Here is a 24,447-nt window from a genome sequence, read left to right as displayed (position 1 = left end):
GCTTGGCGTCGACGGCAATTGTCGGCGTGGAGCACAATCGCATCGCCCTCCTGCCACGGAGAGACCGTGGCCGCCAAGTCCGAAGGAGGTGGAGTTCGCGCATGCGTCGTTACGAAGTCATGGTGATCCTCGACCCGGAGCTCGATGAGCGCACCGTAGAGCCGTCCATCGACCAGTACCTGAACATCGTCCGCAAGGAAGGTGGCACGGTCGAGAAGCTCGACATCTGGGGTCGTCGCAAGCTTGCCTATGACGTGAAGAAGAAGTCCGAAGGCATCTATGCCGTCGTCGACCTGACCGCCGAGCCGGCGGTGGTGAAGGAGCTCGATCGTCAGCTCACGCTGAACGAGTCGATCCTGCGCACCAAGGTCATCCGGCCGGACCAGCACTGAACCTGGGGTCGTCAGCAGCCATCGGTACTGTCGGCGCCGGCCGGTACCAATAGCTGTAGACACAGCCAAACCCGATAGCAGGAGGAACGGCAATGGCAGGCGAACCACCTATCACCCTGATCGGAAACCTGACGGGTGATCCGGAACTGCGCTTCACGCCCTCGGGCGCCGCGGTGGCGAATTTCACCGTCGCGTGCACTCCGCGGACGCTGGACCGGCAATCGAACGAGTGGAAGGACGGGGAAACCCTCTTCATCTCGTGCGCGGTGTGGCGTCAGGTTGCCGAGAATGTTGCCGAGTCCCTGACCCGCGGTTCCCGGGTCGTCGTCACCGGCCGCCTCAAGGCGCGCAGCTACGACGACCGCGACGGGAACAAGCGCACCGTCTTCGAGTGTGACGTCGAGGAGATCGGCGCGAGCATGCGCTACGCGACGCTGAAGATCTCCAAGACCTCGCGTTCCGACGGTGGCGGCGGCGGTTTCGGTGGTGGCGGTGGCGGCGGCCAGCAGTTCGGTGGCGGCGGCAACCAGGGGGGTGGCAACCAGGGCGGCGGCTACAGCGGCGGTCAGGGTGGCGGCCAGCAGAACGACCCCTGGGCAACCCCGCAAGGCGGCGGCGGTCAGTCCGCTCCGCAGAACGACCCCTGGGCCAACCAGGGCGGCGGCGGCTCGATGGAAGAGCCTCCGTTCTGATCGGCCCGCAAACCCGTTAGGGACCATTCCGGCACTCGTGCCGGGCTCTGGAAATAGGAAGAGAGCACCACAATGGCCAAGATCATTCGGAAGCCGAAGAAGAAGGTCTGCGGCTTCTGCAAGGACAAGGCGACGTACGTCGATTACAAGGACACCGCGCTGCTGCGCAAGTTCATCTCGGACCGCGGCAAGATCCGCGCCCGCCGGGTGACCGGGAACTGCGTGCAGCACCAGCGCGATGTCGCGACCGCTATCAAGAATGCTCGTGAGGTGGCCCTGCTGCCGTACACGAGCACCGCTCGCTGAGGGAGGCGCGGACCATGAAGCTCATCCTGTCTCAGGAGGTCGAGGGCCTCGGGGCTCCCGGCGACATCGTCGAGGTGAAGGACGGCTACGGCCGTAACTACCTCGTCCCGCGCGGCCTGGCCATCGGCTGGACCCGCGGTGCCGAGAAGCAGATCACGACGATCAAGCGGGCGCGTGACGCCCGGGCGATCCAGGGCAAGGAGCACGCGAGCGAGGTCAAGAACCAGCTCGAGCAGCTCAACGTGACCCTGGCCGTCAAGGCCGGCGACACCGGCCGCCTGTTCGGCTCGGTCACCCCGGCTGACATCGCCACGGCGATCAAGTCCGCCGGCGGCCCGCTGGTCGAGAAGCGCGCGATCGCGATCGCGTCGCCGATCAAGACCACCGGTAAGCACCAGGTCGCGGTTCAGCTGCACCCGGAGGTGGCCGCTACGGTCCGCCTCGAGGTTGCCGCTAGCTGACCACAGCAACGCACAAAGGCCCGCGTTCCCGGAAGGGAGCGCGGGCCTTCGTCGTCGGTGGGTCTCTTGCTCAGCCGCTGGGCTGTTCCTGGACAGTCGGCCACTCGACCGGAGCGGGTTCCGACGAGCTGTCGCTGCTGTCGTCCGACTTCGTCACCGCGGGCCACTCGACCGGCGCCGGCTGAGCCGCCTCGCCGTCGTTGTCGTCGGGCACGGCGACCGTCGGCCACTCGGTAGGAACCGGTTGGTTGTCGTCGGCAAGCGCCGGGGCGGACGGCAACAGCAGAACGCCGACCGCAGCCAGCGTCAGCACCGCCCGGCGCAGTGTTGTGCTCATCGCGCGGCTGGGTTCAACGCGTAGAGGACCGAGGCGAAGACGATGATCGCGTGGTTGCCTGCGATGCCCCACGGGCGGACCGGAGCCGGGTCCAGCAGGTGCTGCGGCTTGCCCGGCGTGACGGCGTACATCTTGCTGCCCATCGTGCCGTAGATGAACGGGCCCGTGATCGACAGCGGGTGGAAGTCATTGACCAGCACGGTCCTGGGAGTGGCCAGGTTGATCAGGCATTCACCCCAGGCGGCCATCCGGCGGTTCGGGTCGGGCACCCAGTCCCAGGACTGGACATCTGTTGCTGACGACGGCTGGCAGACCGCGACGACCTTGCCACTCGCGGTCGAGTGCACCGTCGGGATCACCTTCTCGGGATCCTTGGTCGGCCACACCGCCAGGGCGTAGTCGGGACTGGCGGAGAGCACCTGCTGCGGCTTGTCGGACGTCGCGCCGCCCGGCTTCTGCGGCGTGATCGTCTGCAGCGGCTTGTCCGGCGCACTCCAGAAGAGTGGGCCGTGGTACTGCGACATCAGCGCGCGATCGCCTTCGGCGAGCAGGATCGTCGACAGGCGGGGCTGGTTCGGCACGGCCTTGAGTTCGCCGCCGGACATCACCATCGCGCCGCCGGTCCCGCTCAATGTGACCAGCGGGGACTTGCCGAAGAACTGCACCTTGGCCCCGTCGGGGAGCCCGACCTTCTTCGGCTCCGCGCCGCCGCCGGCCCAGTAGATCAAGGTGTCCTGCGTGGCGACCGCCAGGACCAGCTTGCCGTCGATGGTCGTGTAGACCGGGCTCTCCGCGTCCTTCGGCACCTCGTCCTGCCACAACACCTTGCCGTTGGCATCGAAAACCGCGACCTTCCCGTCGTCGGTCAGGACGGCGACCTCGGTGCCGTCCGGCTTGATCGCGGGCGAGGTGTTCTCGGCGATGTTGACGGTCCAGCCGGCGTGGGTCGTGAAGCCGGGCGGCACGTTCCCTGGGGGGAACTCGTCCGGGCTGACCCGGGGCGCCGGGAGGGACGGCAGCAGCGGGGACGCGGTCACGGTCGGCTTCTTGTGCAGGTTGGGCTTGATCACGGCGACGAACACGATCGTGCCGATGACCAGGACACAGCCCACCACCATCGCCACGATGATCGGCCAGATCGGCTTCTGTCCGCCGTTGCGGCCCCGGCCGGAGTCGGCCTCGATCGCCTCGACCTGCCCGTCCGGGTGGATGATGAGCGGCCAGGACGCGCCGTCGGACTCGACCGCGGTCGCCTTCACCGCACGGCCGAGTTGGGCGGCCCGCTCGCTGACGAGCTGGATCGCCGCCTGCCGCGGATCGTGATGATTGACCGGGTGGCTCCGGCCGGCGATCTTCACCTCGGCGTTGTGGTCGTCGTAAAGCCGGATCGTTACCTTCGGCCAGGACGGGATCTTGTCAGCCACGATGACCTCTCATTCCCGCCACAGATCTCCCTCGCTCATCCGACTACGACGTCCTCGTTCTAGCATGTCCCCCGCACGAGGCATGCCAGGGATTCCGGGCAGGCAGAAACCACACGAGCCCGCCGGCTCGACTGACCCCGACAAGGGGGTAGAAACATCCTCGCCTGTGGATGGGTCACGAACGTACACCCGGAAAGCGAGAGAATACTGTGGGCGACAGCCTGTGACGCACCGCGAGAGGAGGGGCCATGACGCAGAACCCGTGGACACGAGAGCAGTCACCGGGTCCGCAACAGCCGTCGCCGGGCCCCACCCAGCCGGACATCACCCCTCGGGGGCCGTCCGCCCCGCAGCACGGGGTGCCGGCGCCCGCGGAGGATCAGCGCCTGCCCAAGTTCGCGATCCCGGTGGCAGACACGTTGTGGTGGGTCGGTGTGCACGGCGGCGCCGGCGAGTCCACGATGTCTCTGCTGCTGCCGGGCACCCGGGCGGCCAACCACCGTTGGCCGATCCCGCCGCCGCCGGTGCCGACCCCGGTGATCCTGGTCGCCCGGACCCACGGGTCCGGGCTGCGTGCCGCGCAAAGAGCAGCGATCGAGTGGGCCTCGGGTGTCGTCCAGGGAGTGGCTGTGCTCGGCCTGGTGCTGATCGCGGACGCACCCGGCCGACTGCCCCGCGTGCTCGACGACTTCGCCGACATCGTCGGCGGAGGTGTTCCGAGAGTCTGGGACATCCCCTGGATCGAGGAGTGGCGCAGAGGGGAGGCTCCCACGCCTGACAACACCCCGGACGAGGTCTTCGAAGTCCTTGAATCCATCTACGCTCTTCGCGCGTCAAACCCAGCGGACTACCCCGCCCCGTACTGAAAGGTATTCACAACCATGATGTTGGTACACCACCTCGTCACGGAGCTCAACACCATGACGCTCCCGCTCGACGCGCCTCCCGGCGTTCAGCCCGGCCTGGACAAGGTGCTCGGCTGGGTCAAGTGGATCGCGTACTCGGTCTGCACGCTCGGCATCCTGATCGCCGGCGGCATGATGGCTGTCGGTCAGCGCCGCGGTGAAGGTGGCGAGCACGCCGCCCGCCTCGGTTGGGTCCTGGCGGCCTGCATCGTGATCGGCGCGGCGACGGCACTCGTCGACGCCCTGAAGTGATCGCGGTCAGCGGCGACCTGCTCGGAGGCTGATCGCAGGTGGGACTGTTCAGCAGGAATCCGGACTCCGATGGCGATTCCGACGGCGAAAAAACCAGCTTCCTCGAGGAGCGTGGTTTCGTCGCGTCGGCGATCGTCGTCGGAGCCGTGCTCATTTGCCTGGTGGTCTGGGCGGTTGCCAGTAACGGCTCGGACACTCCGGCCGCCAACCCCAGCCAGTCGCCGAGCACCATCGCTCCTACTGAACAGCCCACTGAGTCGAGCGGGCCGGTCGCCACGCCGACCGAGCAGCCGACCGCTACCAAGACGGCTCCACCGCCGCCGAACAGTCACACCGGTGGCTGCCACGACAGCAACCCGGATCAGGCGATCCCGCGGCTAGCTGCGCCGGCTGCGGTCACCTGGCAGTTCGAGGGCGAGATGCTGGTCCCGATCCAGTCTGCGGCCGGGCCCGCGTCCACCGCCACGAACGGCGTGCGCTCGTGCTTCGCGCACTCGCCGACCGGCGCGGTGTTCGCGGCGATGGTCCTGCTGGGCCAGGTGCAGAACCCTGAGGTCAGTGTCGCCGCGCTGAAGACCCGGGTGCTGGCCGGTCCGGGCCGGGACGCCGCGATCGCTGCGGCCAGGTCCGAGCTCCAGACGCCGCCGACCGAGGCCGGCGACGTCCAGTTCTCCGGCTTCAAGGTGCTCGACTACCCGCCGAACGCCACCAGGACGATCATCCAGGTCGTTGCCAACCTCAACAACAAGGCGTACGGCGCGCTGCCGATCACCATGCAGTGGTCGCACGGCGACTGGTACGCGGTGCTGCAGGACGACGGCACCTTCAACGGCTCGGTCGAGCCAGACATCCTGTCCAGTCTCAACGGCTACGTTAGGTTCAGTGGTGCGTCATGATCGCCCTTGGATGCTCCAAGTGGCCGTGGGACTGGGACGACTGCATCCGGGACGGCCTGCAGACCGCGATCCAATGGGCCTTCGGCAAGTTCTTCGACTTCATCTTCCAGGCCATCGCCAGCGTCGTCGTGAATGCCGTCGAGGCGGTAATGAATGCGGTCGCCCTGCTCTGGATCAACATCCAGACCCCGGACATCGCGCAGAACACCCCGGCCATCTGGGTGCAGCAGCACACGAACTTCATCATGGTGTTCATCGCCTCGCTCGCGGTCATCGTCGGCGCGGTCCAGATGGCGATCTCGCACCGTGGTGAGCCGGCCAAGGAGATCCTCCGGTCGCTGATCACGCTGGTCGTGGTGACGGCCTCCGCGACGGCCTTCGCCGGGACGTTGATCGCGGCAGCGGACGGGTTCTCCACCTGGATCGTCCACGAGGCGCTGAACGCCAAGAATCACTGTGTCGCCGTGCCGGTTCTGGACACCGCCAATCCGGCGAACACCAAGGACCAGTGCTTCACCGATGCGCTCACGGAAGCGCTGGTGAACCCGCTGAAGAGTCCCGCCGAGCAGTTCGGCTGGTTGCTGGTGATCTTCGTCGGCATCCTGATGGTGATCTCGTCCATCATCCAGCTCGCGCTGATGATCATCCGCTACGGCATGCTCGTGCTGCTGGTCGGTGTGCTCCCGTTGACCGCGGCGGCGACCAACACCGAGATGGGGATGATGTGGTTCAAGCGGTCGCTCGCCTGGCTGGCCGGATTCATCATATATAAACCGGTCGCGGCGCTGATCTACGCGACCGCGATCTACCTGATGTCGGTGCCGACCGTGGACGGCGCGCCCGCCGGGACGCCGCAGACCCTCAAGATCGTCACGGGCGCCACGATGATGCTGCTGGCGATCGTCGCGCTGCCGGCCATTCTTCGATTCGTCTCCCCGAGGACGTCTTGACATGATTCCGCTCAACTGGGCCACGGATCTGCTGAAAGAAGCCGTCTCGGCGGTCCTTGCCCCCGCCATGGAAGCGGTGATGAAGTTCGTGTTCCAGCCCATCCTCGACGCAATCTCCGGTGCGGTCGGCACCTTGATGTCCACGATCGCGACGTTCTGGATCTACGTGCCGACACCGTCGGTGGAGGGCGCTCCCGGTCAGCCGGCCAACGACACGGTCAGCTGGGTCTGGTCGCACACGCAGTTCATTGCCCTGTTCATCGCGGCGATCGGGCTGATCGTCGGCGCCATCCAGATGGCCTGGACACAGCGCGGTGAGTCGGCTCGCGATCTGCTCCGCTCGCTGATCACCCTGGGGGTCGCCTCGGCCTTCTCGATCGCCGTCGCTCAGGCGCTGATCACCGCCGGCGACACGTTCTCCAAGTGCATCGTCAGCTCCTCGCTGAGTTCGAGCGGAGACCTCTGGATCAAGAACTGCGACAAGATGGGCTCCGGCGACGCGAAGGCGTTCGGTGCGAGCATGTCCGTGGTGCTGGGCTTCGCCGCGGTCGCGGCACTCGCCGGTTCACCGCTGCTGATCGGCATCATGATCGCGGTCGGCATCCTGTGCGTGATCGCCGGCGTGATCCAGATCGTGCTGATGGTCGTCCGCAGCGCGATGCTGATCCTGCTGCTCGGCGTACTGCCGATCTCGGCCGCCGCGACGAACACCGAGATGGGCCGAAATTGGTTCAAACGAATAATCGCGTGGTTGCTCGCCTTCATCCTCTACAAACCGGTGGCGGCGATCGTCTACGCGACAGCGATCCGCCTGGTCTCGAACAACGGCGCCCCGCTGCACTACGACGGCACCAATGCTGCCGACGTCGGCAGCCTGGTGATGAACGTGGTCACCGGCCTGACGATGCTGGTGCTCGCGCTGTTCGCGTTGCCGGCCCTGATGCGGTTCATCGTGCCGATGGTCTCGGCCACCGCGGGCGCGGCCGGCGCCGGCATGATCGCGGCCAAGATGATGCCCGGCATGGACAAGCTGGGCGACATGGCGAACAAGCAGACCAGCCAGGGCGCCGACGACGGCGGCGGAGGCGGAGGCGACGGCCCGTCCGGCGCGCAGAACGTCGGTAGAGCACAGCAGCAGGCTCCGAGTGGTGGCGGCGGTGCCGGTGAGGGTGCTGCCGGTGCTGGTGAAGGTGCCGCGGCCGGTGGCGAAGGCGCGGCAGCCGGAGCGGGCGCCGGTGCTGGGGCCGGGGCCGGGGCCGGGGCCGGAGCGGGCGCGGGTGCCGGAGCTGCGGCGGCCGCACCGGTAGCGGCCGTGGCTGCGCCGGTCATTGTGGGCGTGGCGATTGCCAAGGGCATCTCGGACGCAGGCAAGACGGCGGCGGCCGAGACCACCGACCAGGGCGACGCAGCCGCCTCGCAGTCTTCGAGCAGCGGCCCGAGCGGCAGCAACGGCTCCGGCGGCTCGAGCCGGGGCGGCGGGGGCGGCGGACAGCAGAGCGGCGGAGGCAACCAGCCTCCACCTCCACCTGGCCCTAGCGGCAGCGGCGGAGGCGACGACCAACCGACACCGGAAGGCCCAAGTGGCAGCGGCTGAGAACGTACGACGCGCACCTCGCACCTACGGCAACTGGCGCCAGCCCGCCTCGGCGGGTATCGGCGGCTTGGGCATGCTCGGCACAGCCATCCTGATGGGTGGCCTGCTGATGGTCGTCATCGCGACGATGTCCGGCGGTCTTCCCGCAGCGATGGTCACGCTGCTGGTCGTCGGCGTCGTACTGCTGCTGCTGATGACCAAGGACAAGCATGGGCAGTCCACGCTGCAACGGATCTCGACCCGAATTGGATGGCAGCGAGCAAAGATGGCAAAGCACAACATCTACCGATCCGGTCCTCTCGGCCGTACGGCGTGGGGCAAGTTCCAGCTCCCCGGCTTGGCCGCGTCGTCCCAGCTGAGTGAGTACAAGGACTCGTACGGGCGCCCGTTCGCCCTGCTCTACTACCCGAGCACCCGGCACTTCACGGTCGTCATCAACGCGGAGCCGGACGGTGCCTCGCTGGTGGACGAGGAGCAGGTCGACATCTGGGTCGCGCACTGGGGCCAGTGGTTGGCGTCGCTCGGTCACGAGCCGGGCATCGTCGCCGCCTCGGTGACCGTCGAGAGCGCCCCCGACACCGGCATCCGGCTGCGCCGTGAGGTCGGCAACAACATGATGGACGGTACGCCGGCGATCGCCCGCGCGATGCTGACCGAGGTCGTGCAGACCTACCCGGAGGGCTCGGCGCTCGTCTCCGCCCGGGTCGCCCTGACCTTCAAGGGCACCGACCGCAGCGGCAAGCGCCGTAAGGAAGACGACATGGGTCGCGAGCTCGCGGCCCGGCTGCCTGCACTGACCCAGAGCCTGAACGCGACCGGTGCGGGTGCGGCCCGGCCGGTCAACGCGCAGGAGCTGTGCGAGGCGATCCGGATCGCGTACGACCCGGCGTCCGCCGTACTCATCGATGAGGCTCGTGGTCAGGGCATGCCGCCCGAGCTGCAGTGGACCGACGTCGGCCCGTCCGGTGCGCAGGCGTTCTGGGACAAGTACCGGCACGACTCGGCCTGGTCGGTGACCTGGCAGATGTCGCAGGCGCCGCGCGGTGAGGTGTTCTCGTCGGTGCTGTCGCAGCTGGTCGCGCCGCACGTCGACATCGACCGCAAGCGCGTCACCCTGCTCTACCGCCCGCTCGACGCCGGTACGTCGGCGCGCATGGTCGAGGCCGACAAGCGCAACGCGTCGTTCCGCGCCAGTACGTCGAGCCGGCCGTCCGCCCGCAGCCTGGCCGAGGCACGTGCCGCCGACCGGTCCGCGCAGGAGGAAGCGCGCGGTGCGGGTCTGGTCAACTTCGGCATGATCGTCACCGGCACGGTGATGACGGTCGAGCAGATCCCGGACATGATCGCCGCCATCGACAACCTGGGCGCCACCGCGCGCGTCCTGCTCCGCCCGGCGTTCGGGTCGCAGGACTCCGCGTTCGTGGCCGCGCTGCCGCTGGGCGTCGTACTGCAGAATCACCTGGCCGTGCCGGCCGGGCTGCGGGAGTCTCTATGATTAGGCCCTGTGTGGTGATCCATCGCCTACTGCGGGGCACTCGGTGCGGCACCTCGCCGCACGGGTGCAAAGGCCACGATGCTCCGCATCGAGACCTTCGCCCCCGCGCGCCGATGCACCGCACCGAGCACCTCCTCGCTACGGCGCTGGATCACCACACAGGACCTGGACAAAGCAGCACGGTGACCTCTGGGGAGTCACAGTGAGCCAGAAGCAGAAGAAGCCGGTCGATCCGAGCAAGCGGGGCAAGCGGCCGATGCCGCGGGGTTGGCCCGGCCCGGGCGGCGGCTATTCGACGTACCTGCAGGCAGCGCCCGAGTGGCGCGGGACGACGGTGCAGGTCTGCGGTATGTGGCCGTTCGCGGCCGGCACCGGCAGCCCGATGGTCGGTGTGCCGATCGGGCGGAACATCCTGTCCGGCGCGACCATGTGCTGTGACCCGATCAGCTGGTTCATGCGGGCCAAGCTGATCTCGAACCCGTCGATGTTCGTGCTCGGCAAGCCGGGTCTGGGCAAGTCGACGATCACCCGGCGGATGGCGCTCGGCCTGGCCGGGTACGGCGTGATGCCGCTCGTGCTGGGCGACCTCAAGCCCGACTACAAGGACCTGATCGAGGCCCTCGGCGGCCAGGTCATCCAGCTCGGTCGTGGCCGTGGGCACCTGAACGTGCTCGACCCGGGTGAGTCCCGTGAGGCCGCGCTCCGGCTGACCGGCAAGGCGCGCGAGGCGATCCAGGCCGACGCGCACGGCCGCCGGCAGACGATGGTCTCGGCGCTGATCTCGATCATGCGCTCGCAGCCGCCGAACGACCGCGAGGAGACCATCCTCGACGAGGCGCTCAAGGTCCTCGACGAGCGCTTCCAAGGGACGCCGGTGCTGCGCGACCTGCTCCAGGTCGTGCAGGACGCTCCGGACCGGGTCCGCAACGTGGCCCTGGACCGCGGCAGCCTGGACCGCTACCGGCAGATCACCGAAGGCCTCGAGGCATCGCTGATCGGTCTGGTCGGCGGCGGCCGGCTCGGCGAGATCTTCTCCGAGCAGACCGACAACCCGATGCAGCTCGACCGGCCGGTCGTGTTCGACGTCTCCAACATCGACGACTCCGAGACCAGCCTGCAGGCCGCCGTACTGCTGGCCTGCTGGTCGTACGGGTTCGGCGCGGTCGCGGTCTCGCAGGCGTTGGCCGACGCCGGCCTGGAGCCGCGGCGGCACTACTTCGTCATCCTCGACGAGTTGTGGCGGGTGCTGCGGGCCGGGAGCGGTCTGGTCGACCGCGTCGACGCCCTGACACGGCTGAACCGGCAGCGTGGCGTCGGGATGGCGATGATCTCGCACACCATGTCCGACCTGCTGGCGCTGCAGAACCCCGAGGACCGGATGAAGGCGAAGGGTTTCGTCGAGCGTTCCGGCATGGTCATCTGCGGCGGTTTGCCGCGGGCCGAGATGGAGAACCTGACCGAGGTCGTGCCGATGTCGCAGGAAGAGCAGAACATGCTCATCGGCTGGCAGGACCCGCCCGCCTGGGACCCGGCCACCGGTCAGGAAGCCGCGCCGCCCGGGCGAGGCAACTTCCTGGTCAAGGTCGGTGGCCGCCCGGGCATCCCGGTGCACGTCGGCCTGACCAGCGTCGAGCGGGAGATCAACGACACCAACAAGCTGTGGAAGACCGGCGAGGACGGCAAGCCGCTGAAGGTGGAGGTCGCACCGGACGGCAGCGAGGCGGTCGTCGGCGAGTACAGCCTGGACGATCCGGCGATGCTGCCGCCGCCCGACCCCACCACCCGAGTGGTCGCCCGAACGGGAGTTGACGAGTAATGGCCCAGGGCAGGAAAAGCACCGGACCGGGCGGGCTGTCGCCCGAGTCGATCCTGATCTTCGCCGCGGTCGGTGTGTTCGCACTGGTCGTGTTCTCGCTCTGGGGCGCGATGAAGGTCGCGGCGGCGATCAACGGCTCGCCGCCGGTGGGCAACCCGTTCGACGCGATCGTCGATCTGATGAAGGGACACCTGGACTGGTCCGGCGCGGCCACCGGCGTACTGATCATCGAGCTGGTCGTGCTGTTCGGTCTCGTCGGCACCGGCTTCTGGTACTTCCGGAGCCGGCAGAAGTCGGTCGGCCGGGTCGACCGGCAGGCGCAGCTGATGTCGAAGCGGTCCGAGATCTACAAGCTCACCCGCGAAGGCGCGCAGGAGAAGGCGAACCAGCTCGGCGCCGGGCACGCGGGCCCGGGGATTCTGATCGGCCGCACGGTCCGGGACAACCTCGAGGTCTTCGGCAACTGGGAAGACATGCATGTCGACATCTGGGGTCCCCGAACCGGTAAGACCACGTCACGCGCGGTGCCGGCGATCCTGGACGCGCCCGGGTGTGTCGTTGCCACCTCCAACAAGCGCGACATCGTCGACGCCACCCGTGGCCCGCGCACGGAGAAGGGCCCGGTCTGGGTGTTCGACCCGCAGGAGGTCTGCGAGGAGCCGAACACCTGGTGGTGGAACCCGCTGAGCTACATCACCGACGAGACCAAGGCCCGCGAGCTCGCTGAGCACTTCGTCGCGTCGCAGCGCCAGGTCGGCGCCCAGACCGACGCGTTCTTCGACGCTGCGGGTACTGACCTGCTGGCGGGTCTGCTGCTCGCCGCCGCGGTGGCGAAGCGCCCGATCACGCAGGTCTACAGCTGGCTCGCCGACCAGCGCAACGACGAGCCGGAGCGGATCCTGCGCAACACCCCGGGCCTGCAGATGTCCGCGGATGCGCTGTCCGGTGTCATCAACGCGCCGGACAAGCAGCGTGCGGGTGTCTACGGTACGGCGCAGCAGAGCGCGCAGTTCCTGATCAACCGCAAGGTCACGCGCTGGGTCGTCCCGAGCGGGCCGAACGACAATCGCCCGCAGTTCAACCCGCACGAGTTCGTCCGCAAGGGCGGCACGCTGTACAGCCTCTCCAAGGAAGGCGCGGGTACGGCGGGTCCGCTGGTCACCGCGCTGACGGTCGCCGTCGTCGAGGCGGCGGAGCAGTTCGCCCGCGGCTGCCCGATGGGCCGCATGCCCAGCCCGCTGGTCGGCGTACTGGACGAGGCCGCGAACGTGTGCCGGTGGAAGAACCTGCCCGACCTGTACTCGCACTTCGGTTCCCGCGGGATCGTGCTGATGACGATCCTGCAGTCCTGGGCGCAGGGTCAGGAGTGCTGGGGCGACCACGGCATGCAGAAGCTGTGGGGCTCGGCCAACATCCGGGTGTACGGCGGTGGCGCGGCGGACGCGTCCTTCCTCGAGAACCTCAGCAAGATGATCGGCGACTACGACATCAACTCGAACTCGGTGTCGTACAACGAGGGCAAGCGCGGGACCAGCTCGCAGGTCCAGCGGCACAACATCATGGAGGTCTCCGACCTCGCCTCGATGCCGCCCGGTCGCGCGGTCGTGTTCCCGTCGGGGATCCCGGCGACGCTGGTGAAGACCGTCCCGTGGTTCACCCGGCCGGACGCCGGTGCGGTGAAGGCGTCGCTGGCGAAGTACGATCCGGGAGCGGCCGCGAACGTCCCGGTGAGCAACAACCCGTGGGTGTCCGCAGGCACCGGCGGACAGGCGCCCCCGCCGCAGCGCGGCCCGGACCGGCCGGTCTGGGAGCAGAACGAAGGGGACAACCGAGGTGGATGGTGAACAGGAGCTCTTCTATCCACACGTCGCGGCGTTCGTCGAAGACCGGCTGATCTACCTCTACACCCGGCGGCTCGGGCAGCAGTTCGTCTGGTGCCCCGAGTGGTACCGGCACGCGGAGGCACTCAGCCGGCTCGACTCGATCTGGCGTGCGTGGGAGCACCTGCGGCTCGACCCGGCGACCGGGATGTCGGTCTGGTGGCGTGACCACGCGGACCCGCACATGATGGCACTGCTCGACCCGGACGGCCCGTTCGCGGCCTGCCGGAACAACGTCCACACCGACTACCCGATCCCGCCGCTGCCGGTGCAGGAGCCGCCGGCCGGCCTGTTCTTCGACCAGCGCCAGCCGAACATCCGCGGCATCTGACATGTGGCTGTGTTGAATCTCTGGAAGTGGAGCAACCTGCTGCTGGCGTTCCTCGTCGAGCTGGTTGCCCTAGGCATCTTTGCTTGGTGGGGCTGGGACACCGGCGGTACGACGCTCGCCCGGTGGCTGCTCGCCATCGGGCTGCCGGCTGTGACGGCGGTGGTCTGGGGACTGTTCGCAGCACCGACCGCCACCCGCGGTACGCCGGCGGTGCGCTGGGTCGTGAAGGTGCTGGTGTTCGGCCTTGCGGGTGCCGCCCTGTGGAGCCTGGGGCACCCGCTGCTCGGCGTGGTCTTCGTCGTCGTGGTCGCGGCGAACCTGACGATCATCCAGACGCAGAAGCTGCAGCCCTAGCTACAGCTCGAGGTCGGGTTCGGCACTGCGATCGACGGTCTTCCGCTTGGTCCTGAGCCGGCTGCGGACGTTGCGGCGGGCCTGGGGGAGCTGCGCCTCCGGAGTCTCCTTCGGAGGATTCTGTACTGCGTAGCGCGGGTCCGGCGACACCTCGCGACGGTACTCCCGCGCGGAAGCGTCGTACCGGTCCGCGAGGCGGTCGTCGGACTCGGCCCGGCGATCCTCGATGCCGCTGGCGCGTTCGTCGCGCCGGCCCTTCGCTGCAAGCTCGGCCGAGCCGCGCTCGTCGGGGTGGGCCGCTGCCTCGTCCAGCTCGTGACGACCGCGAGCCAGGTCGCCGATCGAGCGCTGGCGCTCGGTGGTGGCCTCGGCGCGGTACCGCTCGCCGGCCACCTGGTCCGAATACGCGAGCTTCATGGCCCGCTCGGTCTCTGCGGTGGCGTCGAGGAGCTGGTCGCGGTGACGCAGCTCCTGCAGCTCCTGCTCCTCGTTGGTGGCGAGCTCGAGCTGCTCTGCACGGACAGCCTCGTCCTCTTCCGCCAGACGGACCTGCACGTCCTCCGCGGCGCGCCGCTCTGCGTCCTCCTCGGCCGTCAGGTCCGCGATCGGACGCCGGTCGGCCTCGGCTCGCGCCTGTGCGGCATGCCGCTCACGGGCGGCCTCAGTGTCGTCGTCACCGGACTCCCGCTGGACGGGGTCGAGGTCGACGGACTGGTCGTCGTCGGTGTCGGGCATGCCGCTCCTTTCCTTCCGCTCCACGATGCCGCACCGCAGGGTCAGCGGGTAGCTCCGGTGACCAGCCAGCCGTCGCGGCGCTCGCGGATGGTCAGCGTGAGGAATCGCAGCAGCATGTACCCGCCGAACGCCCACCAGAGCGCGACGATCCCACCGCCGAGCCAGAGCACCGCCAGCGCGAGCGGTACGTACAGCACCAGAGCGATGACCCCCGCGGCGGCCAGGTACTTCCCGTCGCCCGCGCCGATGAGCACACCGTCCAGTACGAACACCACGCCGTTCACCGGCTGCCACAGCGCAGCGACGATCAGGATGGCCGCGAGCGTACGGCGTACCTCGGGATCGCTGGTGAACCACGGGACGTAGACGTCGCGCAGGCCCCACAACGCGAGGCCGCCGATGACGCCGGAGAACAAGCCCCACCACATCATCCGCCGGGTGATCGTGCGTGTGCCCGCGACGTCACCGGCGCCGAGCGCGCGACCGGTGAGCGCCTGCGCGGCGATCGCGATCGCGTCCAGGGCAAGAGCGAGAAACGACCACAGCGTGAACGCGACCTGGTGTGCGGCGACCGACGTCGTACCCAGGGCGGTTGCGACGAAGGTGAGCAGAATGATTGCCGCACGCAACGTCAGCGTCCGGACGATCAGCGGAACGCCCATCTGCGCGGACGCGAGGATGCCCGGGCGGTCCGGTCGAAGTTTGGCGCCGTCGCGGCGGGCCCCGCGGACGACGACCACCACGAGCGCGACGCCGGCGCCGGTCTGCGCGAGCGCCGTACCGAGGGCCGAGCCGGCGATGTTGAGGCCGAGGCCGTAGACGAGGAGGACGTTGAGGCCGATGTTCGCGAGGTTGGCGGTGATCGCGACGACCATCGGGGTCTTGGTGTCCTGCAGCCCCCGCAGCACGCCGGTCGCCGCGAGCAGGAGCAGCATCGAGGGGATCCCGAAGCACGAGATCCGCAGGTAGGTCACTGCATAGTCAGCCACCTCGGGCGACGGATCGAACGCCGCGATGGCCTGCGGCGCGAGGGCCAGCCCGAGCAACGCCAGTACGACGCCGAGCAGCAAGGCCAGCCAGAGTCCGTCGATGCCCTGCGCCAGCGCGCCCTTGTGATCGCCGGCGCCGATCCGCCGCGCGACCGCGGATGTGGTGCCGTAGGCAAGGAATACGCAGACGCCGACGAGGGTCTGCAGGATGGTGCCGGCGACGCCGAGCGCGGCGAGTTGCGGCGTACCGAGGTGGCCGACGATCGCGGAGTCCGCGAGCAGCATCAGCGGCTCGGAGACCAGCGCGAAGAACGCTGGGACGGCCAGCCGGAGGATCTCCCGATCCTGTTCGCCCACCCATCGTCTGCGTCTCACCGGAGCGAGGTTACCCACGACGGCCGGGGGCTTCGGAAATTCGTCTCAGACTTTTTCTTCTCCACAGTTGTGAACGGAAGAAATCGCAGGTCAGAGCGATGTTGTGGGCAAACGTCCACAGATATCCACAGGGTTGTTCGCAGCCTGTGCACAGCCCTTCACGGAGTTTCCCACAGTTCGTCCACACCCCCTGTGGACGGCTGGGTGGCTTTGGGTGACGGCAGCGGCGTACGGTCGCGAGGCCTGCTGCCGGAAAGTGTCGGCGGGCCGGGCTACGGTTCGAGCAGGTGTTCGAACCCGGCCCACACTGGCCGGGCGGCGGCGGACGAGGAGGTCGGGCGAAGTGAGCGTGGCGGAGTTCCGCGGGGGCCAGGACGGCGGCCACGAAGAGCGCAGTCCGGAGATGGGCTTCGACCGCACCCCACCGCAGGACCTGGCGGCCGAGCAGTGCGTGCTCGGCGCGATGATGCTGAGCAAGGACGCGATCGCCGACGTCATCGAGACGCTGCGCGGCACGGACTTCTACCGCCCGGCGCACGAGAGCGTCTTCGACGCCATCACCGACCTGTATGCCCGAGGTGAGCCGGCCGACGCGATCACCGTCGCCGCGGAGCTGACCAAGCGCGGCGACATGGCCCGGATCGGCGGCGCGCCGTATGTGCACACGCTGGTCGCGTCCGTGCCGCTCGCGGCGAATGCCAGCTACTACTCGCACATCGTCCGCGAGAAGGCGATCCTCCGCCGGCTGGTCGAGGCGGGCACGAAGATCGTCCAGCTCGGGTATGCCGGTGAGGGCGAGGTCGACGATGTCGTCGACGAGGCGCAGGCGGAGATCTACTCGGTCACCGAGAAGCGGACCGCCGAGGACTACGCCCCGCTGAAGGACATCATGGAGGGCACCCTCGACGAGATCGAGGCGATCGACTCCCGCGGTGATGCGATGGTCGGCGTGCCGACCGGCTTCACCGATCTCGACGAGCTCACCAACGGGCTGCACCCCGGCCAGATGATCATCGTCGCCGCGCGTCCCGCGATGGGGAAGGCGCTGGCCCTCGATACCCCGCTGCCGACGCCGACCGGCTGGACCACGATGGGCGAGGTCGCGGTCGGCGACCAGTTGCTCGATGCGAGCGGGCTGCCGACCACCGTGGTCGCGGCGACCGACGTGATGGTCGACCGGCCCTGTTTCCGGCTGTCGTTCTCCGACGGCAGCGCGATCGTCGCCGACGCCGAGCACCAGTGGCTCGTCGAGGACGGCGGCCGCCCGGTGGTCTGCACGACCGCCGACCTGTACACGGCGATGTCAGCGAGTCCCGGACTGACACCGTCGATCCCCGGGTCGGCGCCGCGGCAGATCACCGGGCACGGCTTCCCGGCCGCCCTCGTCGGTGAGGGCGAGCGCCGGGTCGAGTGGGTCGACCCGGTCGTCGGCGTGCCGGTGCGCTGCGTCGAGGTCGACAACGCCGACCATCTGTATCTGGCCGGCAAGACGATGATCCCGACCCACAACTCCACGCTGGGCCTGGACTTCGCCCGCTCCTGCTCGATCAAGCACGGCCTGACCTCCTGCATCTTCTCGCTGGAGATGAGCCGCAACGAGATCACCATGCGTCTGCTCTCCGCCGAGGCGAAGGTGCCGCTGCACCACATGCGCAACGGCAAGATGACCGACGAGGACTGGGCCCGCCTGGCCCGCAAGATGGGCGAGGTCTCCGAGGCCCCTCTCTTCATCGACGACTCCCCGAACCTCACCATGATGGAGATCCGCGCCAAGGCCCGCCGCCTCAAACAACGCCACGACCTCAAACTGATCATCATCGACTACCTCCAGCTGATGACCTCGGGCAAGAAGGTCGAGTCCCGCCAACTCGAAGTCTCCGAGTTCTCCCGCTCCATCAAGCTCCTGGCCAAAGAACTAGAACTCCCCGTAGTAGCCATCTGCCAGCTGAACCGAGGCTCCGAACAACGCTCCGACAAACGCCCCATGGCCTCCGACCTCCGCGAATCAGGTTGCCTGACCGCGGACACCCGGCTGATGCGGGCCGACAACGGCGCTGAGATCTCGCTCGGTGAATTGCTCGCGACGGATGCCCGGGATATTCCGGTCTGGTCGCTCGACGACCGGCTGAAGCTGGTGCCGCGGACGCTGACGCATGCCTTCCCGAGTGGGGTGAAGGAGGTCTACCGGCTGAAGCTCGCCTCCGGCCGGGAGATCAAGGCCACCGCGAACCACCCCTTCCTCACGTACGACGGATGGAAGCCGCTGGGTGAGCTGTCGCCGGGCGCGAGGCTGGGATCGCTCCGGCATGTCCCACCGCCTCTCGACGTGACGCCGTGGGACGAGGACGAGCTGACATTGCTCGCTCACCTCCTCGGTGACGGATCCTTCGTCAAGCGTCAGCCGATCCGCTACGCGAGCATCGACGAGGCGAACCTGACGGCCGTCGGCGAGGCTGCTCAGCGCCGCTTCGGCATCTCCCCGATCCGCGATGAGTACGCCGCCGCGCGGGTCACCACGCTCCGCCTTCCCGCGCCGTACCGACTGGCCCGCGGCAAGCGCAACCCGATCGCTGCCTGGCTCGACGGCCTCGGCCTGTTCGGCCTGCGCAGTCACGAGAAATTCATCCCGGCAGGCGTCTTCGCGCTGCCCAAGGAGCAGGTCGCCCACTTCGTCCGCCACCTCTGGGCTACAGACGGCTCCGTCCGCTGGGACGCAAAGGTCGGCCAGGCACGCATCTACTACGCCAGCACCAGCCGCCGCCTCACCGACGACCTGGCCCGCCTCCTCCTCCGCCACAACATCTTCAGCCGGATCAAGACCGTGAAGAAGGCCGGATACCGCGACACCTACCACCTGCATATCTACGGCGCCGAGAACCAGTTGCGGTTCTGCGACGGCATCGGCGTACATGGGCTGCGTGGGTTGAAGGTGCTCGAGGTCGCGACTGCCTTGCGTGACGTGAAGGTCAACACCAACCTCGACACCGTGCCGAAGGAGGTCTGGTCCAAGGTTCGCGAGGTTCTTGCCGCACGCAACGTCTCGCACCGCGAGTTCGCCTCTGCCATGAGCACCCAGTTCTCCGGATCGACGATGTGGAAGCACGCCCCGAGCCGCCAGCGCCTGGCCAAGGTCGCCGACATCCTCGACGACGCCGACCTCGAGGTCCTGGCTACCAACGACATCTTCTGGGACACGATCACCACGATCGAAAGCCTCGGCGAGCAAGAGGTGTACGACGCCACCGTCCTAGGCACGCACAATTTCGTTGCCGAGGGCATCGCTACGCACAACTCCCTGGAACAGGACGCCGACGTTGTCATCCTGCTTCACCGTGAGGATGCCTACGAGCGGGAGTCCACTCGACCTGGCGAAGCCGACTTCATCGTGGCCAAGCACCGTAACGGGCCTACCGCCGATGTCGTCGTAGCCTTCCAGGGCCACTACTCCCGGTTCGTCGACATGGCCCACGACGGCTGAGGCTGTCGGTGTCGGCCGATAGCGTCTTGGTGTGAATTACTACTCGGCACGCGGGCGCTATCGTGCGGGTTGCAACTGCGCGACAGAGGCTGGGACACGCGACTCGAAAATCGAGTTGGCGACCTTCGAGTTGCTTTCGTTCGTGATGCCTGGCGGCCGGCATGATGTGCCCTTCCCCAATGACCGGCGGATGGCCGTTGACATGGTTTTCGAGCTCGCGCCTGACTGCCGGTTGGCCATCGAGTACGACGGCGCCTATTGGCATGAAGGGCGAGAAGAAGGCGACGCGCGCAAGTCCGCCCTGCTTGTGGATAGCGGCTTCGTGCACTCCGTGGTGCGGCTCCGGGAAGAACCTCTCGACTTGATCAGCAGAGATGACGTCTCCTTCGCGAAGGGTGCGAAAGCCGCCGAGATCGTACAGCTGACATTGATGCATCTGCTGGACGGTGAGCTGTTGTTCAGATATCACGACCAGTTCGACAGGGTCCTGCGTTTCTTGGAAAGCTCGTCGACGCGGCTTCCTGCGGGACGGATTCGTTGCCCGCGTTGCCTCCGCATGGGTTACGAATGGGTCGACGACGCTGTTGGGCCCGAGCTGGCTCGCCGCGCTCCGCAGATCTGGTGGGAGCGCAGGAGGCAAACACGCCTCCGAGCTGGAGTCGACTCGGCGCATGACGGGTGATCAGTGCTCCGGGGCGGGTAGGAGGACGTGGTAGGCGACTCGACGGCGGCGGTTCTTGGTGGGCTTGTTTGCTAGCCGGGATTGCAGCAGTGCAGTGAGGTCGGTCAGGAAGTCGGCGTACTCGGCGTCGGTCAGCCACAGCGCGCCGACGCGGTAGTCGGCGCCGTCGTGGCCGGGGGCCGGGTCGTGGGCCAGGTAGCGGTCGAAGTCGCCCAGGAGGCCGGCGATGTAGGCCATGAAGGCCTGGGTGTGGTCCTCGAGGGACATCGAATCGATCTCGTCGGGCTGGAGCCGCGCGGCCAACAGCCGCAGGGCGTAGGTCTTCTCGACGCTGCCACGACCCTGCCGCTCGGCGACGACCTGCAGTACGCCCGCCCGCGTGAGGGTCGCGATGTGCCGGTACAGGCTGGGCGTCGGTACGTCGTTGAGTTCGGCGGCGATCTGCGCCGTGGTGAGGGCGCGATCCCCCAGGAAGGTCTTCACGATCCGCAGACGCACCGGGTGCAGAAGAAGGTCCGCGCTGCTCACGCGATCACCTTACGCCATTGTTATCAATCCTGATAACATTCTTGGCATGACGGCCCACGAGGTGTCCTGGGAGCTCGACGGCATCACGATGTACGGCACGCTGGTCAGGCCGGACGGCGCGGGCCCGTTCCCCTCCGTCGTACTGGTTGCCGGCAGCGGACCCACGGACCGGGACTGGTGCTCCCCGCTCCTGCCCGGCACCAACGGCAGCGGCCGTCTCCTCGCCGACGCACTGGCTGAAACGGGCATCGCCTCCCTGCGCTACGACAAGCGGGTGTCTGGTCCGCACGCGGCCGAGAACGTGCCGAAGCTCATCGGCAAACTCAGCATGCAATCGCACCTCGACGAGCTGGTCGCAGCCGTCGGCACCCTAGCTGCCGAGGAGTACGTCGACGCCTCGCGCATCGTCGGGCTGGGCAACAGCGAGGGCACCCTCCACGTGCTCCACTACGCCGTCAGCGCACAAGACATCCCATTCGTGGGCATCGTGCTCGCGGCGCCGCCGGGCCGACCGATCAGGGAAATCCTCCTGGCCCAGCTGGGACTCCAGGCTGCCCAGCTCCCCAACGGCGACGAGCTCATGGAGCTGGTCCGCGCCGCAACCGACCGCTACGAGGCGGCCCAGCCGATGGACCCCGACCCGCAGATTCCCGAGCAGGTGCGGATGGTGCTGGCCAGCTTCGAGACGCCCGCCAACCTGCCGCTCGCCCGCGAACTGTGGTCCGAGGACGCGACCCGCACTCTGTCGGAGGTCAAGATCCCGACGCTCGTGCTGATCGGCGCACATGACCTGCAGGTCGACATGCATGCGGACGGCGATCCGTTGCAGGCAGCCGCCGCCGGCATGCCCAACATCACCTTCGCCTTCCCGCCCAGCGCCAACCACGTCCTCAAGCACGAGACCCGGACCGCGGCAGAGGTCATCGCGACCCCAGGCAACGGCTACAACGCCGACGACGCCCGCCTGGACCCCGAAGCCCTGCAAACCATCCTCAGTTGGGTGGAGTCAGCCGCTCGTCCAGCGGTCGGCGGAGATTGATTCCTGGGCCAGTAGGCGCAGGGAGGAGATCAGGGTTTCGCCGAGGATGGTGCCGATGACAACTGATTCGGCTAGTTGGTCTCGGGTGGGGTTGGCGGTGACCGCTTCGATTTCTAGGGCCGTGAAGCGTTCGACTGCGTCGGCGTAGGTGTCGAGGTGGGCGGCCAGGGCTGGTTGGCCGAGGGTGTGTAGGGCGGCGATGGTGTCGATGAGGGTGGCCAGGGCGGGGGCCTCGGGGTCTACTTTCCAGCCGCGGGTCGTGATGAGGTCGGTCACCTGGGCGGTGGCAGCGGTTCGGGCTTCGTCGGTGGCGTTGAGGCGGCGGGTGGGGGTGAGGGCTCGGTGGGCGCGGCCGATCTGTTCGTGCAGGGGTTCGGTGTCGGAGTCGAGTGACTCGAGGATCTCCTTGACCTGAGCGACCGGGACCTGGGCCAGCTCGATCAGTGCGCGGATCAGGCGCAGCCGGCGGACGTGAGCCTCGCCGTACGACGCCTGGTTCGGGCTGGTGAGTTCGCCGGCAGGGAGCAGGCCCTCGCGCAGGTAGTACTTGATCGTCGGCACCGGTACGTCGGTCGCCTTGCTGAGTTCCCCGATTCGCATTGCGCTTGCCTTCCTGTTGCCTGTGATGGATAGTATCAGTATCCATAAGCGGATACTGCAACTATCCATAAGGAGGCGAGATGATCCCGCTCGTACTGATCCTCGGAGCCGTCGGCTTCAGGGCGCTGGGTGCGCTCGGGGTACGACGGTTCACCACCTGGCCGGCCGCCGCGGCGCACGCGATGGCGGTGATGCTGCTGTTCACCGCGAGCGCACACTTCGTTCCGGCGAGCGTCACGGTGATGCCGAACCACGCCGACATGGTGCGGATGGTGCCGCCCTTCCTGCCGTACGCCGACGCGCTCGTCTACCTCACCGGCGTACTCGAACTGCTCGGCGCCGCCGGCCTGGTCATCACCGCGACCCGCAAACCAGCCGGGTACGCACTGGCCGCACTGTTCGTCGCGCTTCTCCCGGCCAACATCCACGCCGCCGTCGCCCACGTGCCCTTCGCCGGCGGCGAGGCGACACCGCTCTGGCAGCGCATCCCTGAGCAGATCCTGTACCTCGCCGTAGCTCTGTGGGTCGCGCGATCCGCCCGCAGCACCACACCAGTCAAGGAGAACGTGTACGCATGACCGACGCATCACGCACCATCGCAGGCGTCATCCTGCTCACCATCGTGACGATCCAGTTCGGTGGCTACTTCATGACCAAGATCGTCCGCGGTCAGGTGCCGATGACCGGCTTCCAGAAGTCGTTCGCCCGGGCGGGCCACGCCCACGCCGGCGTCCTGGTCATCCTCAGCCTGGTCGGACTCCTGTACGTCGACCAGACGGGCCTGACCGGGTTCTGGCTCTGGGTCGCCCGGCTGGCGATTCCGGTCGCGGCCGTTCTGATGTCCGGCGGCTTCTTCGCCTCGTCGGCCGGCAAGGACCGCACCCAGCCGAACCAGTTCCTCTGGGTTCTCTGGGTCGGCGCCGCATCCCTAGCCTTGGGGGTGCTGACGCTCGGGATCGGCCTGATCGCCGCGTGAGAAGGACTGCCTGAGCTGATCGCCCACCCGGGCGATCAGCTCAGCCGTTTCCGGCGTGGCGTGATCGACGACGAACGGCGCGACGGCAGCGATCGCGGCGACCTGGGTCAGCAGCATCGCCGGTGTGTCTGCGCTGAAGCGGACGGTGCAGGACGACGCATCAACAGGCTCGACGATCCCGCGGACGACCCCTTCGAAGGTTGCGGAAACCGTCCCCGCGGGCGCCTGCACGGTCAGATGGACGGAGTGCCCGTACTGCGCCGACACGAATGACTCCACCAGGTACGACGCAGCGTCCGCGGCAGGCAACTCCCGCGGAGTGAACCGATGCAACACCGGCGTCACGTCGCCGATCCGGTCGACCCGGAAGATCCGCCAGTCGTCCCGCCCCGGATCGAACGCAAGCAGGTACCACCGCCATCCCAACGTCAGCAGCTGATGCGGCTCCACCCGTCGGCGCGTCGCCCCGCGCGCCCGGCCGTGGTAGCCGAAGGCAACGATCTCGTGGTTCCGGCAGCAGCGTGCGAGGACGGCCAGCACTCCCGGTGAAACCTGCGGTACGCCGGGCCGCGGGATCACCTCCGCGGACGAACTCACCGCCGCGAGCTGGGGCCGCAATCGCGCGGGCAGGACCTGCTCCAGCTTCGCCAGCGCGCTCATCGAACTCTCCGCCATCCCGCTCAACCCGCCGCCGGCCGCGCCCACCAGCCCCAGCGCGACGGCGATCGCCTCGTCGTCGTCCAGTTGGAGCGGCGGCAGGTTCGTCCCCGATCCGAGCCGGTAACCGCCCGCGGTCCCGGTCGTCCCGGTGACCGGATAGTCGAGCGACCGGAGCCGGTCGACATCGCGTCGTACCGTGCGCTCGGTGACGCCGAGGCGGTCGGCCAGCTCGCGGCCGGACCACTCACGGCGGCTCTGCAGCAGCGACAGCAACCGGAGCAGGCGGCCAGGCAAATCCAT

26 protein-coding genes are annotated in these 24,447 nt (G+C 68.1%); 19 read left to right on the top strand and 7 right to left on the bottom strand.

Translation table 11 applies throughout. The features are described 5' to 3' along the window. The first annotated feature begins 101 nt into the window (after nucleotides 1-101). From rpsF to rplI, 4 genes are all read left to right on the top strand, one after another. A complete protein-coding gene (gene rpsF, locus EV645_RS13455) occupies nucleotides 102-392 on the top strand; it encodes a 30S ribosomal protein S6 (protein ID WP_130386399.1) in 291 nt (96 codons plus the stop codon). Between the two features lie 92 nt (nucleotides 393-484). After that, on the top strand, nucleotides 485-1,084 hold the full coding sequence (locus EV645_RS13450) for a single-stranded DNA-binding protein (RefSeq protein WP_130443149.1): 600 nt from the start codon (nucleotides 485-487) through the stop codon (nucleotides 1,082-1,084). Between the two features lie 72 nt (nucleotides 1,085-1,156). Beyond that, on the top strand, nucleotides 1,157-1,390 hold the full coding sequence (rpsR, locus tag EV645_RS13445; protein ID WP_012924539.1) for a 30S ribosomal protein S18: 234 nt from the start codon (nucleotides 1,157-1,159) through the stop codon (nucleotides 1,388-1,390). A gap of 14 nt (nucleotides 1,391-1,404) precedes the next feature. Continuing rightward, nucleotides 1,405-1,851 (top strand): 50S ribosomal protein L9, encoded by a 447-nt coding sequence (gene rplI, locus EV645_RS13440; RefSeq protein WP_130443147.1) that lies wholly within the window; start codon nucleotides 1,405-1,407, stop codon nucleotides 1,849-1,851. A 70-nt stretch (nucleotides 1,852-1,921) separates the two neighbouring features. Here rplI and EV645_RS13435 read toward each other — a convergent pair whose 3' ends face one another. After that, the gene (locus tag EV645_RS13435) at nucleotides 1,922-2,188 is read right to left on the bottom strand and encodes a hypothetical protein (RefSeq protein ID WP_130443145.1); all 267 of its coding nucleotides are present in this window, start codon (nucleotides 2,186-2,188) and stop codon (nucleotides 1,922-1,924) included. Continuing rightward, entirely contained in the window at nucleotides 2,185-3,612 is a 1,428-nt protein-coding gene (locus EV645_RS13430) for a PQQ-binding-like beta-propeller repeat protein (protein ID WP_130443143.1), read from the bottom strand. The genes EV645_RS13435 and EV645_RS13430 overlap by 4 nt, the downstream gene beginning before the upstream one ends. A gap of 248 nt (nucleotides 3,613-3,860) precedes the next feature. Here EV645_RS13430 and EV645_RS13425 point away from each other — a divergent pair, with 248 nt between their 5' ends. The 10 genes from EV645_RS13425 (at nucleotide 3,861) to EV645_RS13380 (ending at nucleotide 14,085) form a co-directional block, all read left to right on the top strand. Further along, entirely contained in the window at nucleotides 3,861-4,478 is a 618-nt protein-coding gene (locus EV645_RS13425; RefSeq protein WP_130443141.1) for a DUF6668 family protein, read from the top strand. Nucleotides 4,479-4,493: 15 nt separating this feature from the next. Beyond that, nucleotides 4,494-4,769 (top strand): conjugal transfer protein TrbC, encoded by a 276-nt coding sequence (locus tag EV645_RS13420; RefSeq protein WP_130443139.1) that lies wholly within the window; start codon nucleotides 4,494-4,496, stop codon nucleotides 4,767-4,769. 38 nt (nucleotides 4,770-4,807) lie between these two features. Then, nucleotides 4,808-5,665, top strand: a complete 858-nt coding sequence (locus EV645_RS13415) for a DUF8175 domain-containg protein (protein WP_130443137.1) — start codon at nucleotides 4,808-4,810, stop codon at nucleotides 5,663-5,665. After that, nucleotides 5,662-6,615, top strand: coding sequence for a hypothetical protein (locus tag EV645_RS13410; RefSeq protein ID WP_130443135.1), 954 nt, complete (start codon nucleotides 5,662-5,664; stop codon nucleotides 6,613-6,615). Before EV645_RS13415 ends, EV645_RS13410 begins: the two co-directional genes overlap by 4 nt. A 1-nt stretch (nucleotide 6,616) precedes the next feature. After that, entirely contained in the window at nucleotides 6,617-8,209 is a 1,593-nt protein-coding gene (locus tag EV645_RS41840; protein ID WP_157997059.1) for a TrbL/VirB6 family protein, read from the top strand. After that, nucleotides 8,196-9,704 (top strand): SCO6880 family protein, encoded by a 1,509-nt coding sequence (locus EV645_RS13400; protein WP_198681568.1) that lies wholly within the window; start codon nucleotides 8,196-8,198, stop codon nucleotides 9,702-9,704. The genes EV645_RS41840 and EV645_RS13400 overlap by 14 nt, the downstream gene beginning before the upstream one ends. 202 nt (nucleotides 9,705-9,906) lie before the next feature. Beyond that, nucleotides 9,907-11,520 (top strand): ATP/GTP-binding protein, encoded by a 1,614-nt coding sequence (locus EV645_RS13395; protein ID WP_242000365.1) that lies wholly within the window; start codon nucleotides 9,907-9,909, stop codon nucleotides 11,518-11,520. Continuing rightward, nucleotides 11,520-13,364: a type IV secretory system conjugative DNA transfer family protein gene (locus tag EV645_RS13390; RefSeq protein ID WP_130443133.1), complete on the top strand. Its 1,845-nt coding sequence runs from the start codon at nucleotides 11,520-11,522 to the stop codon at nucleotides 13,362-13,364. Before EV645_RS13395 ends, EV645_RS13390 begins: the two co-directional genes overlap by 1 nt. After that, complete coding sequence (locus EV645_RS13385) at nucleotides 13,354-13,731, top strand: DUF4913 domain-containing protein (RefSeq protein WP_130443131.1); 378 nt, start codon at nucleotides 13,354-13,356, stop codon at nucleotides 13,729-13,731. The genes EV645_RS13390 and EV645_RS13385 overlap by 11 nt, the downstream gene beginning before the upstream one ends. Nucleotides 13,732-13,740: 9 nt before the next feature. Beyond that, complete coding sequence (locus tag EV645_RS13380; protein ID WP_157997058.1) at nucleotides 13,741-14,085, top strand: YrdB family protein; 345 nt, start codon at nucleotides 13,741-13,743, stop codon at nucleotides 14,083-14,085. Here EV645_RS13380 and EV645_RS13375 read toward each other — a convergent pair whose 3' ends face one another. After that, entirely contained in the window at nucleotides 14,086-14,820 is a 735-nt protein-coding gene (locus EV645_RS13375) for a hypothetical protein (RefSeq protein ID WP_130443127.1), read from the bottom strand. A 41-nt stretch (nucleotides 14,821-14,861) separates the two neighbouring features. Further along, a complete protein-coding gene (locus EV645_RS13370; protein WP_242000364.1) occupies nucleotides 14,862-16,184 on the bottom strand; it encodes an MATE family efflux transporter in 1,323 nt (440 codons plus the stop codon). Between the two features lie 343 nt (nucleotides 16,185-16,527). Between EV645_RS13370 and EV645_RS13365 the strand changes: the two genes are divergently transcribed. Together EV645_RS13365 and EV645_RS13360 are read left to right on the top strand one after the other, a co-directional pair. Continuing rightward, nucleotides 16,528-19,662: a replicative DNA helicase gene (locus EV645_RS13365; protein ID WP_422386621.1), complete on the top strand. Its 3,135-nt coding sequence runs from the start codon at nucleotides 16,528-16,530 to the stop codon at nucleotides 19,660-19,662. Nucleotides 19,663-19,693: 31 nt separating this feature from the next. Continuing rightward, on the top strand, nucleotides 19,694-20,344 hold the full coding sequence (locus tag EV645_RS13360) for a hypothetical protein (protein ID WP_130443125.1): 651 nt from the start codon (nucleotides 19,694-19,696) through the stop codon (nucleotides 20,342-20,344). On the opposite strand, the gene EV645_RS13355 is transcribed toward EV645_RS13360, so the two are convergent. Then, on the bottom strand, nucleotides 20,345-20,872 hold the full coding sequence (locus EV645_RS13355) for a helix-turn-helix domain-containing protein (protein ID WP_130443123.1): 528 nt from the start codon (nucleotides 20,870-20,872) through the stop codon (nucleotides 20,345-20,347). A gap of 46 nt (nucleotides 20,873-20,918) precedes the next feature. On the opposite strand from EV645_RS13355, the gene EV645_RS13350 reads away from it, so the two are divergent. Then, the gene (locus EV645_RS13350; protein WP_130443122.1) at nucleotides 20,919-21,911 is read left to right on the top strand and encodes an alpha/beta fold hydrolase; all 993 of its coding nucleotides are present in this window, start codon (nucleotides 20,919-20,921) and stop codon (nucleotides 21,909-21,911) included. On the opposite strand, the gene EV645_RS13345 is transcribed toward EV645_RS13350, so the two are convergent. Then, nucleotides 21,879-22,511 (bottom strand): MerR family transcriptional regulator, encoded by a 633-nt coding sequence (locus tag EV645_RS13345; RefSeq protein WP_130443120.1) that lies wholly within the window; start codon nucleotides 22,509-22,511, stop codon nucleotides 21,879-21,881. The two genes, EV645_RS13350 and EV645_RS13345, sit on opposite strands and share 33 nt — an antisense overlap. A gap of 80 nt (nucleotides 22,512-22,591) precedes the next feature. Between EV645_RS13345 and EV645_RS13340 the strand changes: the two genes are divergently transcribed. Then, a complete protein-coding gene (locus EV645_RS13340; protein ID WP_130443118.1) occupies nucleotides 22,592-23,089 on the top strand; it encodes a DoxX family protein in 498 nt (165 codons plus the stop codon). Then, complete coding sequence (locus EV645_RS13335; RefSeq protein WP_130443116.1) at nucleotides 23,086-23,487, top strand: hypothetical protein; 402 nt, start codon at nucleotides 23,086-23,088, stop codon at nucleotides 23,485-23,487. The genes EV645_RS13340 and EV645_RS13335 overlap by 4 nt, the downstream gene beginning before the upstream one ends. Here the strand turns inward: EV645_RS13335 and EV645_RS13330 are convergent. Beyond that, on the bottom strand, nucleotides 23,440-24,447 hold the full coding sequence (locus tag EV645_RS13330) for a helix-turn-helix transcriptional regulator (protein ID WP_130443114.1): 1,008 nt from the start codon (nucleotides 24,445-24,447) through the stop codon (nucleotides 23,440-23,442). The two genes, EV645_RS13335 and EV645_RS13330, sit on opposite strands and share 48 nt — an antisense overlap.

Origin of the sequence: Kribbella rubisoli (assembly GCF_004217145.1) — a bacterium.
GTDB classification, from domain to species: domain Bacteria; phylum Actinomycetota; class Actinomycetes; order Propionibacteriales; family Kribbellaceae; genus Kribbella; species Kribbella rubisoli.
This window is presented reverse-complemented; position numbering and strand designations above follow the sequence as displayed.